22 protein-coding genes are annotated in these 26,405 nt (G+C 59.4%); 5 read left to right on the forward strand and 17 right to left on the reverse strand.

The window, feature by feature from the left end:
• Positions 1 to 40 precede the first annotated feature (40 nt).
• The 6 genes from holA to ACWNRM_RS08225 all read right to left on the reverse strand — a co-directional run bounded on the left by holA (position 41) and on the right by ACWNRM_RS08225 (position 8,385).
• A complete protein-coding gene (gene holA / locus ACWNRM_RS08200; RefSeq protein ID WP_485170324.1) occupies positions 41 to 1,051 on the reverse strand; it encodes a DNA polymerase III subunit delta in 1,011 nt (336 codons plus the stop codon).
• A gap of 6 nt (positions 1,052 to 1,057) precedes the next feature.
• Positions 1,058 to 1,708: an LPS assembly lipoprotein LptE gene (locus ACWNRM_RS08205; protein WP_122038871.1), complete on the reverse strand. Its 651-nt coding sequence runs from the start codon at positions 1,706 to 1,708 to the stop codon at positions 1,058 to 1,060.
• 4 nt (positions 1,709 to 1,712) lie between these two features.
• Entirely contained in the window at positions 1,713 to 4,310 is a 2,598-nt protein-coding gene (gene leuS / locus ACWNRM_RS08210; protein WP_485170325.1) for a leucine--tRNA ligase, read from the reverse strand.
• 47 nt (positions 4,311 to 4,357) lie between these two features.
• Positions 4,358 to 4,792, reverse strand: a complete 435-nt coding sequence (locus ACWNRM_RS08215; protein WP_485170347.1) for a DUF3576 domain-containing protein — start codon at positions 4,790 to 4,792, stop codon at positions 4,358 to 4,360.
• A 218-nt stretch (positions 4,793 to 5,010) separates the two neighbouring features.
• A complete protein-coding gene (locus ACWNRM_RS08220; RefSeq protein ID WP_485170326.1) occupies positions 5,011 to 7,122 on the reverse strand; it encodes an AfsR/SARP family transcriptional regulator in 2,112 nt (703 codons plus the stop codon).
• Between the two features lie 801 nt (positions 7,123 to 7,923).
• Entirely contained in the window at positions 7,924 to 8,385 is a 462-nt protein-coding gene (locus ACWNRM_RS08225) for a hypothetical protein (protein ID WP_485170327.1), read from the reverse strand.
• Between the two features lie 153 nt (positions 8,386 to 8,538).
• Here ACWNRM_RS08225 and ACWNRM_RS08230 point away from each other — a divergent pair, with 153 nt between their 5' ends.
• Complete coding sequence (locus ACWNRM_RS08230; RefSeq protein WP_485170328.1) at positions 8,539 to 9,771, forward strand: dicarboxylate/amino acid:cation symporter; 1,233 nt, start codon at positions 8,539 to 8,541, stop codon at positions 9,769 to 9,771.
• 18 nt (positions 9,772 to 9,789) lie between these two features.
• On the opposite strand, the gene ACWNRM_RS08235 is transcribed toward ACWNRM_RS08230, so the two are convergent.
• Positions 9,790 to 11,196 (reverse strand): amino acid permease, encoded by a 1,407-nt coding sequence (locus tag ACWNRM_RS08235; protein ID WP_485170329.1) that lies wholly within the window; start codon positions 11,194 to 11,196, stop codon positions 9,790 to 9,792.
• Positions 11,197 to 11,662: 466 nt separating this feature from the next.
• On the opposite strand from ACWNRM_RS08235, the gene ACWNRM_RS08240 reads away from it, so the two are divergent.
• Positions 11,663 to 13,300 (forward strand): dihydroxyacetone kinase subunit DhaK, encoded by a 1,638-nt coding sequence (locus ACWNRM_RS08240; protein WP_485170330.1) that lies wholly within the window; start codon positions 11,663 to 11,665, stop codon positions 13,298 to 13,300.
• Positions 13,301 to 13,686: 386 nt separating this feature from the next.
• Here ACWNRM_RS08240 and ACWNRM_RS08245 read toward each other — a convergent pair whose 3' ends face one another.
• The 3 genes from ACWNRM_RS08245 to pstS form a co-directional block, all read right to left on the reverse strand.
• A complete protein-coding gene (locus ACWNRM_RS08245) occupies positions 13,687 to 14,535 on the reverse strand; it encodes a fructosamine kinase family protein (protein ID WP_485170331.1) in 849 nt (282 codons plus the stop codon).
• A 14-nt stretch (positions 14,536 to 14,549) separates the two neighbouring features.
• Positions 14,550 to 15,017 carry a low molecular weight protein-tyrosine-phosphatase gene (locus tag ACWNRM_RS08250; RefSeq protein WP_122049143.1) on the reverse strand — a complete coding sequence of 156 codons (468 nt, stop codon included), beginning with the start codon at positions 15,015 to 15,017 and terminating at the stop codon, positions 14,550 to 14,552.
• Positions 15,018 to 15,255: 238 nt separating this feature from the next.
• Positions 15,256 to 16,248, reverse strand: coding sequence for a phosphate ABC transporter substrate-binding protein PstS (pstS, locus tag ACWNRM_RS08255; protein WP_485170332.1), 993 nt, complete (start codon positions 16,246 to 16,248; stop codon positions 15,256 to 15,258).
• A gap of 138 nt (positions 16,249 to 16,386) precedes the next feature.
• Here pstS and ACWNRM_RS08260 point away from each other — a divergent pair, with 138 nt between their 5' ends.
• Entirely contained in the window at positions 16,387 to 16,758 is a 372-nt protein-coding gene (locus tag ACWNRM_RS08260; RefSeq protein ID WP_062164088.1) for a DUF4870 family protein, read from the forward strand.
• A 310-nt stretch (positions 16,759 to 17,068) separates the two neighbouring features.
• On the opposite strand, the gene ACWNRM_RS08265 is transcribed toward ACWNRM_RS08260, so the two are convergent.
• From ACWNRM_RS08265 to ACWNRM_RS08295, 7 genes are all read right to left on the reverse strand, one after another.
• A complete protein-coding gene (locus ACWNRM_RS08265) occupies positions 17,069 to 18,142 on the reverse strand; it encodes a sensor histidine kinase (RefSeq protein ID WP_485170333.1) in 1,074 nt (357 codons plus the stop codon).
• Positions 18,143 to 18,226: 84 nt separating this feature from the next.
• The gene (gene phoB, locus ACWNRM_RS08270; protein ID WP_023979056.1) at positions 18,227 to 18,922 is read right to left on the reverse strand and encodes a phosphate regulon transcriptional regulator PhoB; all 696 of its coding nucleotides are present in this window, start codon (positions 18,920 to 18,922) and stop codon (positions 18,227 to 18,229) included.
• Positions 18,919 to 19,635, reverse strand: coding sequence for a phosphate signaling complex protein PhoU (gene phoU, locus ACWNRM_RS08275; RefSeq protein ID WP_023979057.1), 717 nt, complete (start codon positions 19,633 to 19,635; stop codon positions 18,919 to 18,921). Before phoU ends, phoB begins: the two co-directional genes overlap by 4 nt.
• A 31-nt stretch (positions 19,636 to 19,666) precedes the next feature.
• Positions 19,667 to 20,473, reverse strand: coding sequence for a phosphate ABC transporter ATP-binding protein PstB (gene pstB, locus ACWNRM_RS08280; protein WP_485170334.1), 807 nt, complete (start codon positions 20,471 to 20,473; stop codon positions 19,667 to 19,669).
• Between the two features lie 19 nt (positions 20,474 to 20,492).
• On the reverse strand, positions 20,493 to 21,362 hold the full coding sequence (pstA, locus tag ACWNRM_RS08285; protein ID WP_485170335.1) for a phosphate ABC transporter permease PstA: 870 nt from the start codon (positions 21,360 to 21,362) through the stop codon (positions 20,493 to 20,495).
• Entirely contained in the window at positions 21,359 to 22,333 is a 975-nt protein-coding gene (pstC, locus tag ACWNRM_RS08290) for a phosphate ABC transporter permease subunit PstC (protein WP_485170348.1), read from the reverse strand. The genes pstA and pstC overlap by 4 nt, the downstream gene beginning before the upstream one ends.
• A 137-nt stretch (positions 22,334 to 22,470) precedes the next feature.
• Entirely contained in the window at positions 22,471 to 23,409 is a 939-nt protein-coding gene (locus ACWNRM_RS08295; protein WP_485170336.1) for a glycosyltransferase family 2 protein, read from the reverse strand.
• Positions 23,410 to 23,560: 151 nt separating this feature from the next.
• Between ACWNRM_RS08295 and ACWNRM_RS08300 the strand changes: the two genes are divergently transcribed.
• The gene (locus tag ACWNRM_RS08300; RefSeq protein WP_485172188.1) at positions 23,561 to 26,065 is read left to right on the forward strand and encodes a glycosyltransferase family 2 protein; all 2,505 of its coding nucleotides are present in this window, start codon (positions 23,561 to 23,563) and stop codon (positions 26,063 to 26,065) included.
• A gap of 144 nt (positions 26,066 to 26,209) precedes the next feature.
• The coding region (locus tag ACWNRM_RS08305) for a helix-turn-helix domain-containing protein (RefSeq protein WP_485170338.1) at positions 26,210 to 26,405 on the forward strand (196 nt) is incomplete at its 3' end.

Below are 26,405 nucleotides of genomic sequence, written 5' to 3' on the forward strand. Positions count from 1 at the left end.
ATCCTCATCGCACCGATCGTGGCAAAACGACGCGGTGATTTCAACGCTGGAATGATCTCGGCCCGAGACAGAGCTGGGCAATCAGACGACGTGACAGCGCCAGATCGGGGCTGCCCGTTTGCTTGCAGGCCAGCTCGAAACCTTGCACGGCATCGCAGGCTCTCCTCAGACCTTGGCGATCCCAGCGCTCAAGGGCTTTCGTGAAGCTCTCGGTTTTCTTGAAGAACACCGGGGGGCGAAGCATTTTCATGGCTTCCTGACGCGACTTGCCCTCATCCATCCAGTCCAGCACCCGCAGCAGCCGGTTCATGAGCGACAGACAGGCACGGGCCAGTGCAATGGGGGACAACCCATCGGCAAGCGCACGCTCCAGGGCAATATCAGCAATGGTTCGATCACCAGCCAGCGCAGCGGTTGTCGCATCATCCAGCGTAGCACTGGCAGAATCACCGATACATTCCTGACAGTCATCGAGCGTCAGTCGGCCCCCTTCCCCGGCAAAGAGAACGAGCTTCCCGACTTCGCTGCGTATAGCCGCCCGGTCGGCTCCCATGACGGAAGAAAGCCAGAACAGGGCGTCGCGGTCGATCGTGACTGAGGCCTCACGAAAGAGATCCGCCAGTGAGGCAATGAGGGTCTTACCCTCCTCGGGGTAACAACCGATGGCGGCAATCGAAGCATGGGCTTCAAGCGAGGTTCGCAGCTTCGCGCGTGAGGCAAGCCCCGGTGCTTCGATGACCAGAACCGTATCGCTGTCGATCGCAAGCGCCGCCATGACTCTGGGCAACAACGCGTCCTGTGCATCGCGCACCCATATGGCACGACGCCCCCCGATCAGGGAAAGCGCACCCATCTCCTCTTCGAGGCGGCCATGCTGCTCCTGATCGAGCACTGCGACACGGAACGGATCATCCAGCGACTCCGCCACCAGCTTGACGCACTGGGCGGCCCGCTCGCGTATCAGGCCGAGATCATCGCCATAGAGCAGGACCCCGCGCCACTTGCCAATTTCAGCGAGTGTGCGGGAAGTCGAGCGGGCATCGATCTTCATGCGCGATCAGTTGTCCGTACTGTTGAGATCCGTACGCCCCGTTGCCGCAGCCGGGAAGCCATCAGGACCCGCCTTCTCGTAAGGCTGGCCATTCTGGGTCGGCATGGCGTTCGGATCGAAATAGGAAGGCAGATCCGCAGCGTTGTTGCGCGATGGCTTGATCTGGGTCTTGAACCATATGGCGATCTGCTGACGAATTGATCCTGCAAGGGTCTGGGCGATACGGGCCCGCACAGTCTCGTCATTCAGGGTCTGCGCGAGATACTGCTCGAAGGTCGCATTGAAGCCATCAAGCTCGTTCACATCGCCCTCAGCCAGAAATCTTGGGGATGGCTCGACAGTATAGAGGCGCCAATGCGCTGTCCCCAATTCGCGATAACGGCCCGCAGTATTATCGCTATGAATATCAATGACTGAAGCATTGACGCCGTAGCTTACATTGAGCGTGTAGCCGTCTGGCGCCTTGGTGCTGCCGCTCCCCAGCTGCTCCTGAAGTGCCAGCCGCAATTCCTGCCCCTGGCGCTCGGGGATGTTGGAGACATAGATGCGCTGCATCTCGTGCATCACGCGGGCGCCGCCATCTCCGTTGCTTCCGTAAAGCGGCTGAAACCCGCAACCGCTCAGAGCCAGCGAAGCAAGCAGGATAAGACGGCGCATCGGTTCAGCCTGCCACTACGAAATTGACGATACGGTTGGGCACGTGAATGCGCTTGACGATACGCTTGCCTTCCAGCATCCGCGCCACATTCGGCTCGGCCTCAGCCAGCGGAAGAACCATGTCAGACGGCGCGTCGGGTGGCACTTCGATCGTGCCACGCAGCTTGCCCATGATCTGCACACCCAGCGTGATGCTGTCACGCGTAAGGAACTCGTCCAGCGCCTCCGGCCAGGCGCGCTCGACAACCATAGCCCCCTCAGGCTCCAGCAGGGCCACCATTTCTTCCGCCAGATGCGGCATCATGGGTGCCACGAGCAGAGCAAGTGACAGAGCGGCCTCGCGGCGGGCTGCACCAAGACCGTCCTCGGTCGATTTCTCGGCCTCCGACAGGGCAGCGCTCAATTCGTGCAGACGCGCCACGGCGACATTGGGTGTGAAGCCCTCAAGCGCCTCGGTCACAGCCTTGATGGTGCGATGCGTGGCCTGACGCAGGCTGCGACCGCCCTCAGTGAAGGGCGCTCCCTGCGGCACCTGCGCCGCGACATTCTGCACCAGACGATAGAGACGCTGACCGAAGCGGGCTGAAGCGGCAACACCGGACTCGGTCCATTCCATATCACGCTCTGGCGGGCTGTCGGACAGCACGAACCAGCGCGCCGTATCCGCACCAAAGCGCTCGATGATCGCCGTAGGCGAAACCGTATTGCGCTTGGATTTCGACATTTTCTCCAGGCGACCGAGCTGCACGGGCTGGCCATTGTCACGACGCACATAGCCCTCGCCCGAACGCACCACATCCTCAGGTGCAAGCCAGCCGCTCTCATCGCGGTAGCTCTCATGGGTGATCATGCCCTGGGTGAACAGACCATCGAATGGCTCATCGACGTTCAGATGACCCGTCTCGTGCATGGCGCGCGTAAAGAATCGTGCGTAAAGAAGATGCAGGATCGCGTGTTCAATACCACCGATATACTGATCGACCGGCAACCAGCTATTCGCCGCAATCGGGTCAGTCGGGGTGCTGGCATGGGGCGCCGTAAAGCGCGCGAAATACCACGAGCTATCGACGAATGTATCGAACGTATCAGTCTCGCGACGTGCCTTGGCACCACATTGCGGGCAGTCCACATGCTTCCAGCTTGGATGGTGATCGAGCGGATTACCGGGGCGATCGAAAGTGACATCCTCGGGCAGTTTCAGCGGCAACTGGTCGTCGGGCACAGGCACGGCGCCACAGCTGTCGCAATGGATGACCGGTATCGGGCAGCCCCAGTAACGCTGGCGCGAAATACCCCAGTCACGCAGGCGCCAGTTCACGACGCCACGGCCGATGCCCATACCCTCGAGACGCTCGATGGCCTTGCGCTTGCCTTCGACGATGTCCAGCCCGTCGAGGAAGCCGGAATTGATAAGCGTGCCCTCACCCGTGACAGCGGTCTTGCCCACCGCAAAGCCAGATTGCTGCTCGCCTGTCGGCAGAATCACCGGACGCACTGGCAAGTCATATTTACGGGCAAAGTCGAGATCGCGCTGATCGCCACAGGGGCAACCGAACACAGCGCCTGTGCCATATTCCATCAGAACGAAATTGGCGATCCAGACCGGCACGGTCTCGTCAGGCGCAAACGGGTTGCTGACACGCAATCCGGTGTCGATCCCGCGCTTTTCAGCAGCCTCGATTGCCTCCTCGGACGTACCGAGACGCTGACATTCCTCGATGAAGCTGCGTACGGCAGCATTGTCCTGACCGACCTTTGCGGCCAGCGGATGATCGGCAGCAATGGCGACAAAGCTCATGCCAAACAGCGTGTCCGGACGCGTGGTAAACACCTCGACCGAATCCAGGTCGGTGTCGAACCCTTCCGGGGGCGTATGAAGCGCAAAGCGGACACGAGCGCCTTCCGAGCGGCCGATCCAGCGCTCCTGCATGACGCGTACACGTGCCGGCCAGCGATCGAGCTTGTCGAGGCCTTCAAGCAGAGGTGCTGCAAAATCCGTAATCTTGAGGAACCACTGCGACAGACGCTTTTTCTCGATCAGCGCACCCGAACGCCAGCCACGCCCGTCAACCACCTGCTCATTGGCGAGCACCGTGTTGTCCACAGGGTCCCAGTTGACTGAGGATTCACGACGCTCGACCAGCCCCTTGCGCCACATATCCAGAAACAGCTTCTGCTGATGCCCGTAATATTCCGGCAGGCAGGTGGCGATTTCACGCTCCCAGTCCAGTGAGAAACCGAGGCGCTGCAGCGTGCCGCGCATGGCGGCAATGTTGTCCAGCGTCCACTGCCCCGGATGCACACCGCGCTCACGCGCTGCATTTTCTGCCGGGAGGCCGAACGCATCCCAGCCCATGGGATGCAGAACCGAGAAACCACGCGCACGCTTGTAACGCGCCACCACATCGCCCAGCGCGTAATTGCGCACATGGCCCATATGGAGCTGACCAGACGGATACGGAAACATCTCAAGCACGTAATATTTCGGCTTGTCAGCAGCGGGATGGTCATCGGCGGCGAATGCGCGCACGCCATCCCATTTTGCCTGCCATTTGGGCTCAGCCTTGCCGAAATCGTAGCCGAGTGTCTCTTGTTCCGTCATGATCTTCTGTCGTCTGTTCGTGTCACATGGTCTTCAGGACGGGACGTTCAGTCCCGGTTGCCATTATCCGCACGGAGCTGGCGCGCACGGGCAAGAATACGCGTCGTAATGTCCGAGGTCGTATTCGGGGCAACGGGTGTATCTACCCACTCGCCTCCCTGTTTCTCCTGACGGAACACAGAAACGCGCAGTGCATCCGAGCGCAGCCGGCGATCAAGAATATAGGCAGCGATCTTGAAGCGCTCATTGGTACTGGCTGGAGGCTGATACCAGTCCGTCAGAATTACGCCGCCATTGGCGTCAGCCGAGGCAAATGGCATGAATGACAGAGTGTCGATAGCACCACGCCAGAGATAGGCATTGACCCCGCCCTGAAGCTGGTCGTCTCCACCTGTTGCGCCGCGATCGACGCCAAGCAGATGGTTGCGGGGCTGTGTCAGGCTGTCGGGATCACGCCCACCGCCACAGGCGCTCAGCGCCATAAGGGCGCAAAGCGGCAGAACGGGGAGGAACCGTCCCTTGAATGACAGCGCCTTTATGGGCGCGTTGAGAGGGGCGATCGGCTGCAAACGAGGTGTCATGTTGTCCCTATTAGACTGGCACTGGCCGCGTGTCGAAATCCCCGATCGCGGCACCCGCGTCCGGCTTCAACAATCGTTCATATCGCGCCCGCCCGGTCCCGCCAAGGCTGGGTTACCACTTATCCTTGCGGCAGGCTTACCCGCCCAAGCATTTCACGCAGCCAAGTCTGCATTGCCTGCGGCAGAAAGTCATGTCGTGACAGCACACCAGAAATGGTAATGTCCGGCACAAGCCGCAGCAAATGGCGTTTCACGCGCTCAGTCTCTTCTCCCATCCCATGAGAAGCGAGGGAGACGAGGTAATAAAGCACCCCGGCAGCACTGCGCGGATAAAGACTGACAAAGGCTGCACCCGCCTGCCTGGCCTCTTCATTGTTTCCGGCGGCCTCAAGCACAAAAATGCTGAACGGCTCCGACAGAACGGCCAGAGGCTGTGAGGCCCGCAAAGCCCGGAATTGCTGGATCTCCTCAAGCGCAACCGCTTTCTCTTCGGACAACAGCGCCTGAGCAGCCTTGAGCGCATGAATGGACGGCGAGATGGCGATAGCAGGAAACACACCGGCAGCGCCGGTATATTCTGCCGTAAGCGCCTTTGCTTCATCGAGCTGACCAGGCGTGAAAGTCCGCGTCATCATCGACAGCCATACGCCAAGCGGATTGGCGCGGAGCTGAATGGCCACATATCCCGCAGCAGAAGCAATCTCCTCAATATCCTCGCGCGGGGTCGACGACCAGTTTTCCTGATGAAGGAAGAACCTTATCAGTGAACGCACATAGAGAACGAAAACCGATTCCTGATCGGACTGATAGGCTCGCTCGACCAGATCGCTCAATTCGGCGAAAAGCGTCACGTCGCAGCGCAACAGGAGAGTGAGCGCGCGCACAGCCATCTGAAAGGCTGACAGTTCTGCGATCGGGCGTGACATCATACGCTGTCCCTCCGAAACGAAGAGCGACCACTGAAGCGACTTCATCACATAGAAAAGCAACGCACGCTGAGCACGCGTATCCCGCGGCAGCTCAAAACGATCAGCCCAGACAACAGATCCTTCCTGACGCAGACTCAGGAGCCGGATGATCACATAGCCTTCACTGGCATCACCGTGCTCGACATTCGATCGAACCAGACCCGAAATGACATAATCGGTCCCCGGGTTGTGCGTATTACCCAGCAGAGGCCCTGTTTCACCCTGAGGCGTCTCGGGGAACGGTACAACCGTAAAGGTCTGGAGGCCCACGAGCTTGACCTCAAGGCGCTCGGTAAGCTCAGCTGCCAGGGTGTCGGCATGTATACCGCCCGCAGCCTTCAGGGGCGCAACGGCGATGGAACCCAGCGTGCGCGGCGCGTGACCTGTCGTCAAAAGGGACGCCTCCGCCCCTCCACCGGGAAACAGCCTGCCGTTTTCGGCATGGAGATCCGTGTGAACAAGCCCTGGGTCACTGGCAACAGCGGTGCCATGATGCGTCATGGCATAGGAGTCAAAGGCAATGCGCTCCTGAAGGCTGCGCACAAGCCCCATTGTCGCAGGCCCCGGCACGGTGCCTAGCTGGTCCTGAAAAAGCTGCACGACCTGGTCGCCCAGCGCGGCAGCCTGGGCATACTCTCCCTTCGTCACCCAAGCCTGGATACGCGCGCGCCATGCGGCCTCATTCAGGCCATCACGCACCAGCAAATGGTCGGCAGTCTCAAGAATGGCATCAGGATCAACCTGCGTACGCAGGGCACTCTCGAAAAGCTGATAGATGTGACGGTTCAGGCGTGTGCGCTGACCTTCGATCCACTCGCTGAACGCCGGATCGATACCATTCAGCTCTCCGAGCAGAACCTCGCTTGGCGGCGGCAATTCACGCAGGATGGATTTCCCGCCATTGAGAATGCGCTCAACATCGACCGAAGTAAGCGCGGGCTTGAGCGCAAGCGTGTGGCGCTGCACGTCGATGACGTCGACCCCCAAGGGACTGAGCGCATCAAGCAGCCGATGTATTTCCTGACGCAATGATGCGCGCGCCAGATCATCCGGGCGACGGCTCCACAGCAATTCGGCGAGATGGGAGCGGGCAACAGGCTTGCGGTCGGAAAGCGCAAGAATGGCGAGTAGTCCCTTCGTCTTTCCACCGACAGGAAGAACACTTTCACCCGTCAGGGTTGTCGCCTCAACGCGACCAATCAGTCGCAGACGCAGCAGGGTGGAATCGGTTTTTGCAACACCACGAAGGGCCAGATCGAACATTACTTCACGCTTTCTTTTCTCAAAGCCTTGTATCACATCCCCATCCCGGTTTTTTTTACGAAACGTATTCTCCACTCGGCATCGCGCGTAGTTGAAGGAGACGAATATGCCAAGAATGTGACTGCCGTTGGCACCCTCAGGGTAGAGAACTAAAGTAAATCGTTCCGCATGCCAGCATAAAAGTGTTTAATTTTCTTCACCTTCGCATGCAAACGGACTTACTGACAAAATCAATCTTAGAATGACTTACGAGTATTGCAACCGATCAGCGGGTACAGAAAAAATTGAAAATGCACCTCTTGCCTGACCCATGCGAGAACCTTAAAGTAGCCGAGGTTGTCCGCGTAGCTCAGCAGGATAGAGCACAGGATTCCTAAAATTGGGCGCCATGGTCGGAAACGTCATGGTGGATCTGCTCAAATTCGGGGAACGCTCTGGCGTCTAGCTGTGCCAATCCCGAGCCAAACATGCGTTCGCAAGGAGGCATGGAGGTGTAGAGACTGTACGGGCAGCGCCTGTCGTCCGGTTCGCCGGGCCATGGTGAAGAGACAGTCCAGACCACGAACGGTACGCCTTGCGCACCGGCGGCGAAAGCCGAAGTGGTATGAATCCTGGGGCCGTGGGTTCGAATCCCGCCGCGGACACCATCACAATCTTTGCCGCTCCTGTACGGCGACCCGAAGCGCTCCCAAAAAAAATCTGCACTCGGGCAACTAGGTGATGATCCATATCACCGCACGACAGACGGACATCCGTACGTCACTGGTACGACCCGTTTCCTGACCTCACCCCGAGGGCTTATCAGATTGCGATACCAGACACATTCTGCACTTGCGGCGCAAAAAGGGCATGCAGCAAAAGCGCAATCAGGGCGATCGCTATCAGGAAACCGAAAAGTCGACCGAACAATCGAAAAGATACCACCACAAGTATCAGCAGTAGCAAAGCCAGAAGCGAAGTCTGCACCTGATGAGGTACACCAAGGGACTGCAATCCCCTCCGTGCCGCCTCCTCAATAACAGCAATAACCGATACGATCAGGGAAAACAGACCAACAATCAGCCCGAATATCACCGCAATGGTATTTTGTATCACGCTTCTCTTCCTCTGAACGGCGCAAGGCTTGGCAGATTGGCGAGACAGGATGACAGGGTTGGTTACCCCCGTGCCTCCCGCCATCGCCCGTTGGGCCTTATCTCGTATGACCGAGAACATACGGGGCCACAACGCCAGATGAAGACCGGAGGTCAGGAAAGTTTTCACCGCCCGTCGCTCCGGGATGACACCCGTCCAGAAAGCGGTTCGGAGGCGACAAAGGGGCCTGATGACTGTTCCAGATTTGATATGACAGGGTGTTATGGCCTAGACCCAGGCTTCCCTCGCCGTTTTGGAGCAGCCTCAATGAAGCGCATGAGCATGACCACACTCATCATCATCGCGATGCTGCTTGGCATTACGGTGGGTGGCCTCGCTCATGCCTGGATCGCCGATTCCGTACAGCAGCAGCATTTTGCGCATTACATCTCCATCGGCTCGACCGTCTTTCTGCGCCTGATCAAGATGATCATTGCCCCGCTGGTGTTCTCCACCCTCGTGGTGGGTATCGGTCATATGTCGGATGCAGCTTCAGTTGGACGCGTTGGGGCGAAAGCCATGATCTGGTTCGTTCTGGCCTCACTGTTCTCGCTGACGCTCGGCATGATTCTGGTCAATCTTTTTGGCCCCGGTGTCGGAATGCATCGCCTGCACGGCGTTACAACATCTCCCATCGCAACCGACGGCATGTCGCTCGACAGCTTCGTCAAGCATATTGTGCCAGATTCCGTTTTCCGCGCGATGACGGATAACGAAATCCTGCAGATTGTCGTGTTCTCGGTCTTTTTTGGCGTCGCCTGCGCCTCCATGCCTGAAAAGGCCAAGGTGATCATGGAATGGACAGAGAGCCTGTCACAGATCATCCTCAAGGTAACAGGCTATGTGATGCTCCTGGCCCCGCTGGCCGTATTCTGCGCCATGGCCGCGACCATAACCACCAATGGCCTGGGCGTGCTCATCAATTACGGCAAGTTCATGGGGGAGTTCTATATTGCGCTCTTCCTGCTCTGGTGTTCGCTTATTGCGGCTGCCTTCGCCATTCTCGGTCGGCCGGCGCGCCGCCTGATCAGCCTGATGCGTGAGCCATTCCTGCTGGCCTTTTCGACAGCAAGTTCGGAAGCCGCCTATCCGCTGATGCTCGACCAGCTCTCGCGGTTTCCCATTTCACGCCGCATTTCGTCCTTCGTGCTGCCCCTTGGCTACTCGTTCAATCTCGACGGCACGATGATGTATTGCACCTTCGCCAGCATCTTCATCGCACAGGCCTATGATATCAGCCTGCCCTGGAGCACGCAGATCATCATGCTGCTCACCCTGATGCTGACCAGCAAGGGCGTTGCCGGTATTCCCCGCGCGTCGCTGGTCGTGATCGCGGCAACGCTCAGCCAGTTCAAACTCCCGGAAGAGGGGGTTCTGCTGATTCTAGGCGTCGATACTTTTTTGGATATGGGCCGTTCGGCCACGAATGTCGTCGGCAACTCCCTGGCGACGGCCGTGGTCGCCAAATGGGAAGGGCAGTTGCCCGCAGAACCTGCCCGGTCCCAACTGGACTGAGCAGGCCGTCTCGTTTGGTCAGGCTTTCCTGCGGCTCAGAAGGATCAGTCCCCAGCCACCGGCGAGAAGCAAAGCAATGAACGGAATAGCGAGCACCGTGTAGGTGCCCTCGGGGTAATCCAGCCCCATCATGACAACCACAAAGCCGAGAAAGCCCAGCGTCAGCCACGAGGTGAACGGCGCACCCGGCATACGAAACCCGGCACTTTCGACCGCGCCACGATTAACCAGCTGGCGCAGTCGTATCTGGCAGATCAGAATGAAGCTCCAGGTGCTGATGATACCGAGAGCTGCCACGTTGAGCACGATCTCGAACACGCGGGACGGGATGAGATAATTGAGACCCACCCCAACCAGATAGACTGCGACGGTGGTCAGAATCCCGACATAAGGGACGGATTGCTTGTTCATCCGTGCCAGGGCACGCGGTGCCGAGCCCCCCATGGCAAGGGCACGCAGGATACGCCCGGTCGAATACAGGCCCGAATTCAAGCTCGACAGGGCTGCGGTGAGCACCACGATGTTCATGACCGTATCGACATGAGGCACGCCAAGGGCCTGGAAGAAGGTCACGAACGGGCTGACGCCCTTGTGGTAGGCATTCCAGGGCAGCAGACAGACCAGAAGGATAACCGAGCCGACATAGAACAGGCCGATACGCCAGATCACGCTGTTGATGGCACGCGGGATGATCTCACGCGGATTGGCGCACTCACCTGCCGCCGTGCCTACCAGTTCGATGGCCGAATAGGCGAACACGACGCCCTGCATCAGGAACAACGCCGGCATGATCCCGTGGGGGAAGATACCACCATTTTCGGAGATCAGATGAAAACCGGGCACAGTGCCTGCCACCGGCATCTTGAGGCCAAGAACGACGCAACCGAAAATCAGGAAAAGGGCGAGCGCAATGACCTTGATAAGCGAGAACCAGAACTCCAGCTCGCCAAAATAGCGCACACCAATCATGTTCATGGTGCCGACAATGCCCAGCGCCACGAGCGCAAACACCCATTGTGGGACATGATCGAACGTGCCCCAGAAATGCATGTAAAGCGCAACAGCCGTGATATCGACGATACCGGTCATGGCCCAGTTCAGGAAGGAGAGCCACCCGGCTGCATAGGCCGCCTTCTCGCCCAGAAACTCACGGGCATAGGAAACGAAGCTGCCCGCGCTGGGGCGGTACATCACCAGTTCGCCAAGCGCCCGAAGGATGAGAAAGCAGAACATGCCGCAAACGAGGTAATCGAGTGCGAGAGCCGGGCCCGCCTGCTGTAACCGCGAGCCGGCACCAAGGAAAAGCCCCGTGCCGATAGCCCCGCCAATGGCGATCATCTGGACCTGACGGCGCCCGAGATCCTTGTGATAGCCCTCATCGACTTGCGGTGGGGGATGAAGATGCGACTTGGATGGAATGTCCAAAACTCTGTAATCCTGACCCTGTTGACAAAAATTCTTGTCTAATCGTAACGAATTCCCGGACCGCTGCCAATCGTTTCGATCAGCCTCCGAACCGGATGCCATAATCCGGAAATGCACGGCAGCGCACCGCTTGTGTCAAGTCATTGCCCGTATTCAGGTGACCGAGCGGGGCAGTCGGCACTTCTTCACAACCTGTCGAGCCTGAAAGATAACAGAGGGGTCGTTGGCACTGATCCAACGCGACCAATGGACCCATACGGCCTGAACGCCGATGCAGGGGCGCGATCCTTGCCACCCGCATGCCGGTAAATCACGCCCGATCTCGCAGGAATGCGATCAACGTCACATCAATGTGTCTCTTTTCACATAGAAATGTCATGTCCTCCGATCGTTGACGATTCTAGCCTGACCCAACCGAGCGACAACAGGGGCCGCCACAGCCCCGCGATCAAGGCGGAGTTCGTCCATGAAGCGCTTTTTCAATTCCCGTGACACAATCGTAGCCGAGGGCATTGAGGGGCTGTTGCGCTCCTCAGCGGGGAGCCATCTTTGTCGGCTTGAAGGTGCCGACGATATCCATGTCGTCCTGCGAAAGAACTGGGCGAAAGATCGCGTGGCCGTTGTCTCGGGTGGTGGTTCGGGGCACGAGCCCGCCCATGCTGGCTTTGTCGGAAAGGGCATGCTGACGGCAGCCGTCTGCGGTCAGCTTTTCGCCTCACCGGGTGTCGATGCCATTCTTGCGGCCATACGCGCCGTGACCGGCCCGGCCGGATGCCTGCTTGTCGTCAAGAACTACACCGGAGACCGGCTCAATTTCGGTATCGCAGCCGAACAGGCGAAGGCGCTCGGACTCGACGTCGAGCTCGTTATCGTGGGCGATGACATTGCCCTTGGCCAAACGGCCAAGGCACGCGGCATTGCCGGCACCGTTCTGGTTCACAAGATCGCTGGCTACGCCGCCGAGACTGGCCGCCCGCTTGCAGAGGTCGCCGCGCAGGCCCGGAATGCGGCGGGTGCGCTTCGTTCCATCGGCCTCGCCCTGAGCGACTGCAATGTCTATACGCCTGACCAGCCGCCCCGCCTTGGCGAAAACGAGGCCGAACTCGGGCTCGGCATACATGGTGAAGCCGGCGTCGAACGTATGCCGATGGCCCCTCTCGACAAACTGGTTGCGCTCGCAGCGGACCGGCTCCTGTCATCCCTGCCAGAGAACGATGCCAAAGGCGCAACCAGGCAGATTATCCTTCTCAACATGCTGGGTAGTGTGCCGCCCCTTGAGGCCTTGGCACTCCTTGACGGTTTCTCCCGCACATCACTGGCCGCCCGGACAGCATGGATTGCCGGCCCAGCCCCGGTCATGACAGCGCTCGACATGAACGGCTTCTCCCTGACGACGCTCCCTGCAGAACCCGCCTTCGTTGAGGCGCTTGCTGCACCGGCCGAGCCTCACGCATGGCCCGGTCTGGCCGCTTTCGGTCCGGTCGCGACCCTGCCTGTGCCCGCGCTGCCCGAAACGTTTACGGATGCGCCCTCTGACAATCCGTTGCTCAGGCGCCTCATCACAAGCGGCGCGAATGCGTTGATCGGGCACGAGGCCGCCCTCAATACGCTCGATGCCAAATGCGGTGATGGCGATGCAGGCTCGACATTTGCCGAAGCCGCGCGGCAGGTTCTGCGCGCCATCGACCGCCTTCCCCTCGCCTCGCCGCAGGCACTCATGGCCACAATCGGCCGCCTTCTGGCCCGTCACAGCGGTGGGTCGAGCGGCGTTCTGCTGTCCATTCTCATGACCACGGCGGGGCATGATGAAAACTGGCGCGAAGGTTTGCATAACGGTGCCGCGCGCATGCAGGCCTATGGCGGGGCAAAGCCAGGTGACCGCACCATGCTCGATGCACTTCTTCCTGCCATTGCCGCGCTGCAATCCGGTCAGTCACTCGCGCAGGCGGCGGTCGCAGCACGCAAGGGGGCCGACGCGACACGGAGCATGAAAGCGCGTGCCGGACGCGCTTCCTATATCCCGCCCGAGCAGCTGGCCAATATCCCGGACCCCGGTGCCGAGGCCATCGCCGTGCTCTTCGAGGCCCTGGCGGCATCGACCTGAAAACTCCCCCCCCCCTGTTCCATCCCGGGTGCTTCCCGCGAACCGGACAGGGGGCAACAGCGAAGGAGCGTGACAATGGGTCACGCTCCGATGGCTCTGACATCCACCTCAAATGGTATGAGGTCGCCGCGCACCCAGGCCTCACACACATCAAAACGCATGTTATCGCGACGCCACGACACCGAGCGCACTCGCGACAGGGGGGAGCCTGTCCGTGTATTCGGATGCGCTGCCATAGCGCGCTGCGCTACAACCGCGACAGTCGAACAACAAGCCCCGTGCTTTGAGCTGGACTCCCTTGGTCATGGATCTGCCCATGCCCGAAGAACTCCGCCTGTGGATCAATAGAGCGTTTATGCTCTACAACGCAGACCGGGTTAGCAATATCAAAGCTCCAACGTATCGAGCAGGCTTTGCACAAGACCGAGATAAGTGGCCCCGAACAGACGATAATGCACCAGTGCAGGCCAGAGACGATAGACATTGATGCTACGTTCATATCCCTCCGGCAATGGACCATAGCTGCGCCAGAACGCCTCAGGCGGCGTGGCGAAAAGCGTCAGTATGGCAAAATCCGCGCTTGCATCGCCGATATAACAGGCGGGATCGATCAAGACGGCGCGTATTCCGCCCTCAGCCGCGGGCGAGGTGATGAAATTGCCAGTCCAGAGATCGCCATGCAAAAGCGTGGGGCGCGGAATCGATGGCAGAAAGCGATCCAGGGTTTGCGACAGGCGATTGACCCGTGCCGCCACTTCCCTGGGAAGGCTAGCGAGGAAAGGCCTTAACCGGCAATCTCGCCAGAAATCACGCCAGTCGAGCGTCCAGTCATTGACGATAGGCACCGTACCGAAAGCGTAATCCTCGGCCCACCCATAACGTGGAGGCTGCTTCACCTCATGCAGGCAGCGCATCGCCTGCCCCAGCGCCGACCACGCCTCGTCGCCTTGCCCGCCCCGCGGCACATAGCCCAGCGCGAGCAGATCCCCCTGCACTGCCAGAACGGGCGGAACAGCCACGCCTGTTGTCGCCAGCGCATCGAGCATGGCTGCTTCAGTAGCGACATGAGGGCCATTCTTGACGACAACACGGCGCCCGGACGCGAAATCGAGCTGCCAGATGTCAGACAAATCGCCCCCACCGAGGGATCGCACCTCAAAGACGCTCTCCTCCCCGATCAGGGCCGCAATCTGCACGAACCGGGAAGCGGCCTGTTGAGGAGGGCGATCTGTCATCAGGGAAGCCCCTATCAGGAATCCAGCGTGAAACTGGCCAGATGCGCGCAGCCTAGAGCAATTTCCTGCCACGCCGTCTCGAAATCGATGTCCTTGCCATAAAAAGGATCTGAGATCTCCTCACCAGCGCGCTCAGGCACATAATCCATCAGCAGGCGGATACGCTCCTGTTCCGCCTCCGGGGCCAGTCGACGCAGGGCACGCAAATGCCCTGAATCGAGCGCGATGATATGATCGAAACGCGTGAAATCGTCTTCCTGGACCTGCCTTGCGACATAGGTATCAATATCAAGCCCGTGCTTCTTCGCAACGCGCCGCGCACGGCTGTCCGGTGCTTCGCCCACGTGCCAGACACCGGTCGCCGCCGAGTCGATGTCCAAAGTCAGGCCCCGACGAGCCGCTTCGGCACGCATGGCTGCCTCGGCAAGGGGAGAGCGGCAAATATTGCCTGTGCAGACAAAAAGAAAGGAAGGCAAAGGCATAGGATCATTCCCGCAGAATCTCTGGTGCCGTTCCGAAACCGGGCGTTACTTACCGGCCTTGGAAGGATCTGAACCAGAATAGACAGCCCGTGACGCTTGGAAATGCCATGGCCTATCAAGACTTTGCTACTGCCTGGCAAGGGAACTTTCAGCCCCCGGCCCTATCAGGCGTCAGAGAGACCCTTTCAGGAAATCTGCGCCAGTCGTGTCGGTTCGTGCAACGTTCCGGCAGCCGGGTTCAGTGCGGCCAGCCAGCCAGAATATCGTCACGCACCGCATCGGGCACAGTGATGTAGTCGAGCTTTCGCGCTTCCTGCTCACCTTCGCGCAGGCCGATCTCGAAGAAACGCTTCGTCTCCGGCTTCACCTCAATCGGCACGATGGCGTAGGTCGCGCTCATGATCGGCCAGGCATTGCCGCCCGCACTGTCGAGCAGATCCACCACATGGTGGCTTGCATGGGCCCAGTCGGCCTGCGAAGCAGCGGCCATGAAGCTTTGAGGCGAGGCCGTGACATAGACCCCGTCATGGCTTTTCATACGCGCCATGGGAATGTGGTTGTGACTGGCATAGGCATATTCCACATACCCGATTCCCCCCACGGTCTCCTTGACGCTGGCCGCGACACCATCGTTGCCCCGTGCGCCTGCGCCATCACGCCATGCAACAGAGGTTCCCGCGCCGATATGGGCTTTCCATTCAGGGGAGACATGGGAGAGATAGGAGGTAAAGACGAAGCTCGTCCCTGAGGCATCGGCTCGATGGATCGGTGCCACATCCGCATCTGGCAGATTCAGCCCGGGGTTCTGCGCCTGGATTTTCGGGTCATTCCATTCGGTGATGCGCCCATCATAAAGGGCGGCCAGCGTCGGCCCGTCGAGTTGCAGCGCCCCGGCCGGGATACCGGGAACATTCACGATGACCACAATCGCCCCGAGCGCGGTGGGGAACTGGTAAAGGTGATGGGCATCGAGCAGGGCAGTCGCTGCCGGTTTGTCCGACGCGCCGAAATCGACCGTACCGGCCACGACCTGATTGAGCCCCGCGCCCGAACCCACGCTCTGATAATTCACCCCGATCCCCGCCTTTGCCTTGGCGATTTCGCCCCAGCTTTCATAAAGCGGCGCTGCAAAACTCGACCCGGCACCGGTCACGCTCTGGGCGTGGGCGGCGGGAGCGGAAATGACGGCTGCCAGACCGAAAAGCAGAAGGGAGCGGGAAAGCGAAATCATGACACCGATCGATTTTCTGTAACCACAATGCCGCTCTTCAGGATAGCCTGAGCGAACGGGCTGATGATACGATACCATATCCCGCCAACAGGCCTAATACCGCATCGGCCCGACAGGATTTCAGGAGCGACTCCTTCCATGCAACCGAGCTTTACACAAACCTGGCCTGCTTCGCCCCGAAGCGACCGTGCAAGACGCTGGGCCTGGATCGTACATATCCTGTTCATCGCCTCGTTCTTTTTCGGCATCACCAGCATACCCGGTGTGATTGTTGCCTATCTCAAACGCGGTGACGCGGTGGGGACGATCTATGAGAGCCATTTCATCTACGCCATCCGCACATTCTGGCTCGGACTCCTGGGGGCCATCGTGGCAGGACTACTCTGCCTCGTGATGATCGGTTATGTCCTGCTTGGTCTGCTTTTTGTCTGGTGGCTGGTCCGCGTCATCCGCCCCATCGTCGCACTGGTTGACGAAGCACCGATGCGCAATCCGCGCGGCTGGTTCTGACACTACACGCCGTGAGTGAGCCTGCCCGAATGCGGCAGGCGTCCCCTGCCGGCATGCCATGCCTCTGGAGGACGCCGGGACAAGCCGCCCCACAGCCTGCGTAGATCGGGGGGATGAAAGCGGCCTCGATAATACACTGCCCCTTGCAGGATTTCGGGCCCTTCCCTCTCACTCCTCCCTCGCTCGCCTTCGGTTCCTGAACCAGCTTGTGTATTGCCCTCGGGTCATCACGAAATTGGAAGCTGCCATCACGGCAGGTTTCTGTGCTCTGTCAAAGCTTGGGACAGAGGCTCGCCCGCCCCATTCCTGCTCAGCTCGTTCTTGGCAGCCAGATGCGACAGGTCATGCCCTTGCCCGGCGCGCTCTCGATACGCAGGCGGCCGCCATGCCGATCCACGATATGCTTGACGATCGCCAGTCCGAGCCCCGTACCCGATTGCGAAGCTGTGGCACGCCCCTCAACCCGATAGAAACGCTCGGTCAAACGGGGCACATGCTGACTGTCCACCCCACGGCCATTATCCGCGACGGTAATCTCGATACCCTTGCCGTTCTCTGCTGTGATCCCGACCCGTATCTCGATGGCAGGGCCGCCATATTTAAGAGCGTTTTCGACCAGATTGAGCAACACCTGAACGATCTGATCCTCATCCGCCGGGAAGAAAAGGTCATCCTCAGTAGGCAGAAGGATCAGTCTGGCATCGGATGACCGTATCAGGATCTGACTGTCTTCCAGCAGGCGATCCATAAGGTCCTGTGCGGACACCATGTCATGAGGCCGCATATGTTCGAGGCGCTGCACACGCGACAGATAAAGCAGGCGCTCGATCAGCCGCTCCATACGCGCAGCCTGCGCCGCCATGATGGCCAGAAACTGCTGCTGTGCTGCAGGGTCCTCGGCCGCCGGGCCCTGCAGGGTTTCGATGAAGCCTATGAGTGACGCCAGAGGCGTGCGCAGTTCATGGCTTGCATAGGCCACGAAATCGGCGCGCATCCGGTCCACGACCTCGAACTCGGAGCAGTCTTCCAGAACGGCAAGCACGCCCTCTTCCCAGCCTATGGCGCTGGCAAAGCGCTCCGGCCATTTCCGGAAAGTCACCTGCACGATCCGCCGCACCGGCACATCGAGCTCGACACGCGTGACGACCCCCGTTTCGGGGGTCAGCGTTGCAAGGACAGATTGCACCGCAGGGTGACGGATGACTGCCCCAAGCGCGTCACCAAAGACAGCATGTGCCACACGATTGGCATGGAAAATGCGCCCGCCTGCGCCCAGCAACACAGCAGGAATAGGCAGGAGTTCGCAAAAGACCGGGGCCTTGGGAGCCTCTCCCGGCTGGGTGTTCACCATCGCCACAGGGGTTGGCAGGCGGGCGAGGCGCAAACGTGACTGTCGCCATGTAAGCCCCCACCCAAGACATGAGCAACCAAGAAGGATTGCAAGCAGAGCCGTCAGGGTCGTGGTCTCTCAGGCCTGATCGTCAAGGGCATAACCGGCAGAACGCACGGTTCTGACGTAATCGAGTTCCGTGTCGAGATTAAGCGCCCGGCGCAACCTGCGGATATGCACATCGATGGTACGCAGTTCCACATGCACGTTGGAGCCCCATACTTTCTGGAGCAGATCCTCGCGTGAAAAGACCCGGCGCGGATGACGCATCAGAAATTCCAGCAGGCGGAATTCGGTCGGGCCGAGGGTCAGGGCACGGCCATTGCGCTCGGCACGATGTGTCTGCAGATCGAGTGTCAGATCGGCAAAGCTCAGGACATTCTGCTTGACGGGTTGCGTACGGCGCAGCAGGGCGCGCAGGCGGGCGTCGAGCGCCTCGATGCTGCAGGGCTTGGCAATATAGTCATCAGCACCGCTGTCGAGCCCGCGAATACTGTCCTGCTCGTCGGCACGCGCCGTCAGCATGAGCACAGGCAGGTCATGCAGCGAGGCTGTCCCCCTGATTCGGCGGCACAGATCGATGCCCGACATACCCGGCAGCATCCAGTCCAGCACCATCGCATCCGGACGGGAGCGGGAGATGAACTCCCAGGCCTGCTCGGCCTCGGGGAAAGCCGAGACGTCATAACCGAGCTTGTCGAGGTTATAGCGGATCATGAGTTGCAGGGAGGGATCATCCTCGACCACAACGATTTTCACCAAAGAGCCACTCATCGCGAAACCAGATCATCCCCGGCTGCCAGACCACCGCGCGGGCGCACCGAAGGCAGGTTCTCCCCCGTCACGGCGTAATAGACGCGCTCGGCAATATTGGTGGTGTGATCACCGATGCGTTCAAAATTCTTGGCAATGAACAGCAGATGAGTACACGGGCTGATGTTGCGCGGGTCCTCCATCATGTAGGTGACGAGCTCGCGGAACATGGCGGTATAGTACTCGTCCACCTCACGATCGGCCTGCCAGACTTCGGTTGCGCGGTCGGCATCCTGCTGGGTCACGGCATCGATCACGCGGCGCAGGTTCTCCTGCACCAGTCGCCCCATGCTGCGCAGACCCGAAAGCGAGATCTGGCGATCGACCAGATCGAAACGCTGACTGCGACGGGCGATCGAGGCGGCATAATCGCCAATACGCTCAAGGTCGCCGGTGATCTTGAGAGCGGCCACGATCTCGCGCAGATCGCCCGCCATCGGGCTGCGGAGCGCCAGAAGGCGGATCGCCAGGGCCTCGACATCGCGCTCAAGCATATCCACCTGCGGGTCCTGCGCAGGGGCCGCCTGAGCGGCATCCTCATCATGCTCGGTCACGGCGGCTACGGCCTGCGCCACCTGACTTTCGACAATACCGCCCATACGCGCCATCATGGCGCGCATCCGGTCCAGTTCCTGCTCGTAGCTCTTGACTGTGTGAAGACTGTCCGCTGGCATAATTGCGTATCCCTACCCGCTTGGGGAAAACTTAACCGAAACGCCCGGTGATATAATCCTGAGTCTGCTTCTGACGCGGATTGGTGAACATCCGGTCAGCGCTGTCCATTTCGATCAGGGAGCCGAGATAGAAAAAGGCGACCTGATCCGCACAGCGTGCCGCCTGCTGCATGTTATGCGTCACGATAGCGATGGTGAAATCCTGCTTGAGCTCGTCAAGAAGCTCCTCGATACGCGCGGTCGAAATCGGGTCCAGCGCCGAAGTCGGTTCATCGAGCAACAGCACTTCTGGCTTGGTCGCGATGCTGCGGGCAATGCACAGACGCTGCTGCTGGCCACCCGACATGCCCGCTGCGGGCTCTTTCAGACGATCGCGCACTTCCTTCCACAGGGCCACGCGCGTCAGCACATCTTCGACACGTGCGTCCATTTCCGAGCGGGAGAGCTTCTCATGCAGGCGCACACCGAAAGCAATGTTGTCATAGATCGACATCGGAAACGGAGTGGGCTTCTGGAACACCATGCCGATACGCGAGCGCAGCATATTCAGGTCGAGCGCCGGATCGAGAATATTGGCGCCGTCAAACAGGACCGACCCCGTTGCTTTCTGCCCCGGATACAGATCGTACATCCGGTTGAAGATACGCAGCAGCGTGGACTTGCCGCAGCCGGAAGGGCCGATCATAGCCGTCACGTTCTGCTTGCGAAAATCCATCGTGATGGATTTAAGGGCCTGTTTCTCGCCGTAGTAAAAATCGAGTTCCCGCACAGCCAGAGCCGCCTCCGGTGTGGCCGGAGCGGACGATGTATGGGAAAAATCCTGCAGGGCTTCGCTCATGAGCGTGTCGTCCTCTTGCTTATGACTGTTTGCTGCGGAAGCCGAACCGCACGATGATATTGATACCCAGAACGCCAAGCGTCACCAGAAGCGCGCCCGTCCAGGCCAGACGGACCCAGTCATCATAAGACGCTCCAGCATACTGGTAGATGGCGATGGGAAGGCTCGCCATGGGCTTGTTGAGGCTGAACGACCAGTTCTGATTGCCAAGCGAGGTGAATAGAAGGGGGGCGGTCTCACCGCTCACGCGGGCAAGCGCAAGCAGGATGCCCGTGAGAACGCCCGGTGCTGCGGAACGCAGGCACAGAAAGAGCACAACACGCCAATGAGCCGCCCCAAGGGCCGAGCCAGCCTCACGCATGGCCACGGGCACGAGGCGCAGCATATCCTCGGTCGTGCGCACGATGATCGGCACAGCGAGAATGGCCAGCGCCACCGACCCTGCCAGCCCGGAGAAGTGGCCGAAAGGGGCCACAAGCACGAGATAAACGAACAGGCCGATCAGAATGGACGGCGCCGAAAGCAGCACGTCAGAGACGAAGCGCACCGACATCGCAAATTTCGAGCCGCTGCCGAACTCCGAAAGATAGATCCCGCAGCCCAGACCGACCGGCGTTGCAATGATGAGCGCCACCGCTGTCTGGATCAGGCTGCCGAGAATGGCATTGGCCAGACCGCCATCACTGCCCGGCGGCCCCATGGGATGAAGCAATGCCGCCAGAGACAGCCCTGCGAGACCGTTCCAGAGCAGAGTCCAGAGAATGGAAACCAGCGCCAGTACGAGTATGCCCGTTGCGGCAAGACTCATGATAGTTGCCAGACGGTCCATCACGAGGCGCTGTGTGGCGCGCGGGTCCTTGCGCCAGCCCTGTCCCATCGCCTTGCTCATGCCCGCTTCTCCCGCAGTAACCAGCGCGCGATGGCCAGCGTGGTAAAGGACAGCAGCATCAGGATGAAACCCAGAGCCAGAAGCGAGGAGAGCTTGAGGCTGCCTGCCGCACTCTCAGGAAATTCGAGCGCGACAAGAGAGGCCACCGTATTGCGCGGTGCAAACAGTGACCAGCCAATCGTATTGGCATTGCCGATGACGAAGGTGACCGCCATGGTCTCACCAAGGGCTCGCCCCATGCCGAGCACCACCCCACCGATCATACCAGCACGCGACCAGGGCACGATTACCCGGCGCATGACCTCCCAGCGTGTGGCGCCCAGCCCGTAGGCGCTCTCCTTGAGCATGGGCGGCATGACCGCAAACACGTCACGCATCACTGCCGTCACGAAGGGTGTGATCATGACAGCCAGAACGAGACCTCCCGTCAGCAGGCCATAACCGAACGGCGCCCCATGCACGAGCCAGCGTATGCCGGGCACATGGCCGAAATGATGCCGGAAGAAAGGCTGAACATGCTGCGCCATGAAGGGCACGACAATGAAGAAGCCCCACATGCCGAAGATGATCGAGGGCACCGCGGCAAGAAGCTGCACGGCAGTCCCGACCACGCCAGCCACCATGGGCGGTGCGATATTGGTCAGCCAGAACGCCGCCCCGAAGGCCAGCGGCACACCGATCAGAATGGCGATAAGCGTCGAGCCGATCGTACCGAATACAGGCGCCAGTGCACCGTATTCATTGGTGACGGGATTCCACACATCATGGAAAGCAAAGCCGGCACCGAAGGTGCTGAAGGCCTTGCTTCCGCCCAGCGCCATGGTCAGAACAAGCCCGCCCAGCGATACGAGCACCAGAAGGGCGCATGCCCCTACCAGCAGCCGGAATAGACGATCGCCCTTCCAGAACGGAGTTTTCCGGGCTTCCTGGAGCGGGGCAGGCTGGGTCCGCGGCGCGGCAGCACTAGTCATACGGTCGTTGCGTCCTGGCTCAAACAAGGCGGTGACAGAGGTCAAAGGCATCTTCTGCCAGTCTGTCGTGTAGCTTTCCAGTCCCTGTGAGACAACAAGCCTGTTCGTGGCAAGCCTGTGAAGATTTCATGACAAGGTCAGAAGCCGCGCCCCTCTGCCCAGCCATGAAGCAGATAATGCATCAACGGGCCCGGTGACCACTCTCCGACGTCAGGTTGCGCCGCCTTGTATGATTCGGCTCTCCATGGCCGTGCAGTCAGATGATCGCGAAAGAAAACCGGTCCGTCTTCAAGGTGATTTGGCAAGGCGGATGGGGATTTTGCCCACGGAATATAGACTTGAAGAAGCCCCTCATAGCGGGCGAGATAATGTGCTTCATTCTCCAGCAACACATTTACAAGGTGGCGTCCGGGAAGGTTGGGCGTTGCTGCGTAGCGGAAAAGGGCCTCGTGATCATTGGGATCAACCAGTGAGTTTGCCAGTTTGCGACGGGCGCGGCGCTGCATCTCGTCATACTCATGATTATGCCAGTGCAGATAGGTAAAGCGCGTCAGGGCATAACCGGGGGCCAGAACGGAAGACGGGTTATGCTGCCCGTTATCGACCACACCGACGCTATGCGCAGGCACAAACCCCTTGTAGAATCCGGAATCAACCGCAAACCAGCCGGGCCGAGCGGGGATATTGAACAGTGATGTCGCGATACGCAAAGAGCGCTTTTCATTGGCATGACTGACAAACTCCTGCATGATCATGTCCGGGCTTGTCGAAATACCCTCATCACCCACGACGGCAAGAAACTCGTCGCAATCAACAGGAAGCGCAAAGTCATATGCGCCGATACGATCCCATTCACGTATCTGCTCGGCAAAATGCAGCCCTTTACCGTGGAAATCCGACGGATCATCGCGATCATACCGCACGGTTGCGCCGCATCGGCGGGCCTGAGCCAGAAGGTGAAGCGTGAAAGGGTCAGACGATCCATTATCGAAAATCGTCAGGTTCTGAAAGCCGAACAACCGACCGTAATAGGATAGCCATGCCATCAGCATGGTGCCTTCATCACGCTGCATCATGACAACGCGTATTCTGGAAGGGAGTGTAATGAAATATCTCCTGAGTAGATCGGACAAGGTATTTACCTAGCCACAAGAGTGTAACTGCGGCATTGCTGGCATCAATGACCGCGAGAAGGTCATTGGTGATGACTGGCAAGAGAAACAGACTATGCAAACCGCCCCAACCAACAGTCCCTTTATTGGCTATTGTGAAGGTCTCCAGAATGAGACCATCACCGGTTGGGCTGTGAACCGGCTTGATCCTTCAACCCCGGTCCGCCTCCATATCCTGATTGACGGTCAGGAAATCGCACAGGTTCTGGCCGATCGGTCACGGAGCGATGTTCAGACTGCCTTGAAAGCACCCCACGACCGTCTGGGTTTCGTTTTCGATATTCCTTCAGATTTCATGGATGGCAAGGCGCACGAATTATCCATTCGCCTCCAAGATCGAAAATCTTTACCTGTACGAGATGATTCTGTACCGGATTCCGTGAAATCTTACCTGAAATTTACTTTGGAATCCAGAATTGAATACTCAAGCTGCATTGATGGCATCAAACAGGGGGCGCTCAAGGGCTGGATCCTGCAAAAATTGCCCGGAGACGTCGAATGGCGCGGTGACTGCATCATATCGGTCACAGCCAATAATGTCATGGTCGCGCAGGTGCGTGCCGATCGCTATCGTGGCGACGTTGCCGCTGCTGTGGGCTGCAATCCGAATTGCGGGTTCGAAATTCCCATCCCGCAGCGCTTTCGCGGCTCCTCCCCCAGAAGCTTTTCGGTCAAGGTCATGCCCGAGGGGGAGCACCTCATGGGCAGCCCTTTCACAAGCTCGATCGCCGATGACGCGCTTGAAACGCGCCTTCTCGACATTGCCGAGACAATCGACCGCCTGCACCGCGAACTGACCAAGCTGCGCACCGAGATACGCGCTGCCATCCCCCAGGCAGGATATAATCTTGGCAATTATGACCGCTGGGCCTCGCTCTATTATCCGGCCCTGCGCGAGCGCACAGCACTCATGCGCGTCAAGGCCCCGCTGGCAGATGAACCGCTGATCAGCATCCTTTGTCCCACCTACAAGCCTCTGAAGGCAGACTATGTCACCGCCATCAACTCGGTCCTGAACCAGACCTATCGCAACTGGGAACTTCTCCTGATTGATGACGGCATGGTCTGCCCCCGGACGACAGCGCTGATGAAGGAATATGCCGCCAGAGACAGCCGTATCCGCGTTCTCCCGCTCACGAAAAACCAGGGAATTTCAGGGGCTACCAATGCTGGCATGGAAGCCGCCAGGGGAGCCTATACGGTGTTTTTCGACCATGACGACATGCTGGTCGATGTCGCACTAGAAATCATGCTGCGCAAGGCACAGGAGAGCAATGCGCTCGTCATCTATTCAGATGAGGACAAGGTTGATCTGGCCAATAACTGGCAATCCCCCAATTTCAAGCCTGATTTCAACTACCGCTACCTGCTGGGCTGCAACTATATCTGCCATCTCACGATGGTTAAAACCGCGACCATGCGCGCCATCGGCCCGCTGCGCGCCGAATATGATGGTGCGCAGGATCACGATTTCATGCTGCGTGCCTGTGAAGCCGTTCCCCATGATCGCATCGCCCATGTGTCGGAGCTGCTCTATCACTGGCGCATGACACCCAATTCGACTGCGGTGACAGTGGGCAACAAGAATTACGCCATCGCCGCCGGGGTGAAGGCCGTCTCGGACCATCTGACACGTCGGGGCTTTCCGGCCGATGTCTCGTCCATCAATGGCCTTACCCTTTACCGGGTGGACTGGCGGCTCGATGCCGCCCCCAGTGTCTCGATCATCATCCCGTTCAAGGATCAGATCGACATCACGCGCCGCTGCCTGGAAACCCTGCTGGAACGCACGGATTATCCGGATTTCGAGATTGTCCTGATCGATAACTGGTCAGTCACGCCCGAGGCACACGACTTCATGCGTGAGTTCGGTGACCAACCCAATATCCGCTTTCTGACAGTGGAAGAGCCTTTCAACTATTCGAGGCTCAACAACCTAGCCGCGGCGGGATGCCGGTCCGACTATCTTGTGTTCATGAACAATGATGTGTTCGTCGAACACCCCAACTGGCTGCGCCTGATGATGAATGAGGCGCTGGCCGATACGGGCGTCGCCGCCGTTGGGGCGCGCCTGCTCTATCCCAACCAGACCATACAGCATGCCGGCGTCGTGGTTGGCCCTGCTGGCGTGGGGGCCCATGCCCATCGCGGCTGCGGCCCTGAGGATTACGGCTATATCGGTCGTATCCTGCTCAGCCATGAGGTCACGGCGGTCACCGCAGCCTGCATGCTCGTCAAGCGTTCGGTTTTCGAGGATGTCGGGCAGTTCGATGAGACCCATCTGAAGATCGCCTATAACGATGTCGATCTTTGCCTCAGGATACGGGCGGCCGGTCATCGCATTATCTACTGCGCCGAGGCACTGGCCTGGCACCATGAAAGCGTCTCACGCGGCTCGGATGATGTGCCGGAGCAGGAAGCGCGCTTCTTCGAGGAAGGACAGGTCATGCAGCAGCGCTGGGCCGGACACCCGCTCTATGAACGCGACCCGGCCTATCCGCGCTTCTTCACCGTCGATCTTCAGCCCTTCTTTGATCTGGTCGATCCCCAACGCACCTGATCGGGGCTACCCGCATGAAGGGCTCGCGCCCGTGACAAGGCGCTTGCCTGCTAGAGCGTTTTCTTTGCTGATTGAACCATTTGGGATTCCCAATCTGTGTGTGATCTGATTCAAGGTGACGGCCGGGATGGAGGTCGGCGCTGGATGTCGTCACGCACCCTGTCTCTGGATCTACGTGCCCGCGTTGTCGCGGCGGTTTCAAAGGGCCTGTCGCGCCGGCAGGCTGCCGAGCGCTTTGGCGTCAGTCCGGCGAGTGCGGTTCGCTGGTGTGCCCTGGCCGCGTCGACTGGCAGCCCCGCAGCAAAACCACGCGGTGGGGATCGACTGTCACACAGGATCG

This window comes from Asaia sp. A2 (assembly GCF_057319415.1).

Excerpts from the sequence above, each read along its gene's own strand:
- holA (WP_485170324.1), bottom strand. The coding sequence starts at position 1,051 with ATGAAGATCGATGCCCGCTCGACTTCCCGCACACTCGCTGAAATTGGC.
- ACWNRM_RS08205 (WP_122038871.1), bottom strand. The coding sequence starts at position 1,708 with ATGCGCCGTCTTATCCTGCTTGCTTCGCTGGCTCTGAGCGGTTGCGGG.
- leuS (WP_485170325.1), bottom strand. The coding sequence starts at position 4,310 with ATGACGGAACAAGAGACACTCGGCTACGATTTCGGCAAGGCTGAGCCC.
- ACWNRM_RS08215 (WP_485170347.1), bottom strand. The coding sequence starts at position 4,792 with ATGGCGCTGAGCGCCTGTGGCGGTGGGCGTGATCCCGACAGCCTGACA.
- ACWNRM_RS08220 (WP_485170326.1), bottom strand. The coding sequence starts at position 7,122 with ATGTTCGATCTGGCCCTTCGTGGTGTTGCAAAAACCGATTCCACCCTG.
- ACWNRM_RS08230 (WP_485170328.1), top strand. The coding sequence starts at position 8,539 with ATGACCACACTCATCATCATCGCGATGCTGCTTGGCATTACGGTGGGT.
- ACWNRM_RS08240 (WP_485170330.1), top strand. The coding sequence starts at position 11,663 with ATGAAGCGCTTTTTCAATTCCCGTGACACAATCGTAGCCGAGGGCATT.
- ACWNRM_RS08245 (WP_485170331.1), bottom strand. The coding sequence starts at position 14,535 with ATGACAGATCGCCCTCCTCAACAGGCCGCTTCCCGGTTCGTGCAGATT.
- ACWNRM_RS08250 (WP_122049143.1), bottom strand. The coding sequence starts at position 15,017 with ATGCCTTTGCCTTCCTTTCTTTTTGTCTGCACAGGCAATATTTGCCGC.
- pstS (WP_485170332.1), bottom strand. The coding sequence starts at position 16,248 with ATGATTTCGCTTTCCCGCTCCCTTCTGCTTTTCGGTCTGGCAGCCGTC.
- ACWNRM_RS08260 (WP_062164088.1), top strand. The coding sequence starts at position 16,387 with ATGCAACCGAGCTTTACACAAACCTGGCCTGCTTCGCCCCGAAGCGAC.
- phoB (WP_023979056.1), bottom strand. The coding sequence starts at position 18,922 with ATGAGTGGCTCTTTGGTGAAAATCGTTGTGGTCGAGGATGATCCCTCC.
- phoU (WP_023979057.1), bottom strand. The coding sequence starts at position 19,635 with ATGCCAGCGGACAGTCTTCACACAGTCAAGAGCTACGAGCAGGAACTG.
- pstB (WP_485170334.1), bottom strand. The coding sequence starts at position 20,473 with ATGAGCGAAGCCCTGCAGGATTTTTCCCATACATCGTCCGCTCCGGCC.
- pstA (WP_485170335.1), bottom strand. The coding sequence starts at position 21,362 with ATGAGCAAGGCGATGGGACAGGGCTGGCGCAAGGACCCGCGCGCCACA.
- pstC (WP_485170348.1), bottom strand. The coding sequence starts at position 22,333 with ATGACTAGTGCTGCCGCGCCGCGGACCCAGCCTGCCCCGCTCCAGGAA.
- ACWNRM_RS08295 (WP_485170336.1), bottom strand. The coding sequence starts at position 23,409 with ATGATGCAGCGTGATGAAGGCACCATGCTGATGGCATGGCTATCCTAT.
- ACWNRM_RS08300 (WP_485172188.1), top strand. The coding sequence starts at position 23,561 with ATGCAAACCGCCCCAACCAACAGTCCCTTTATTGGCTATTGTGAAGGT.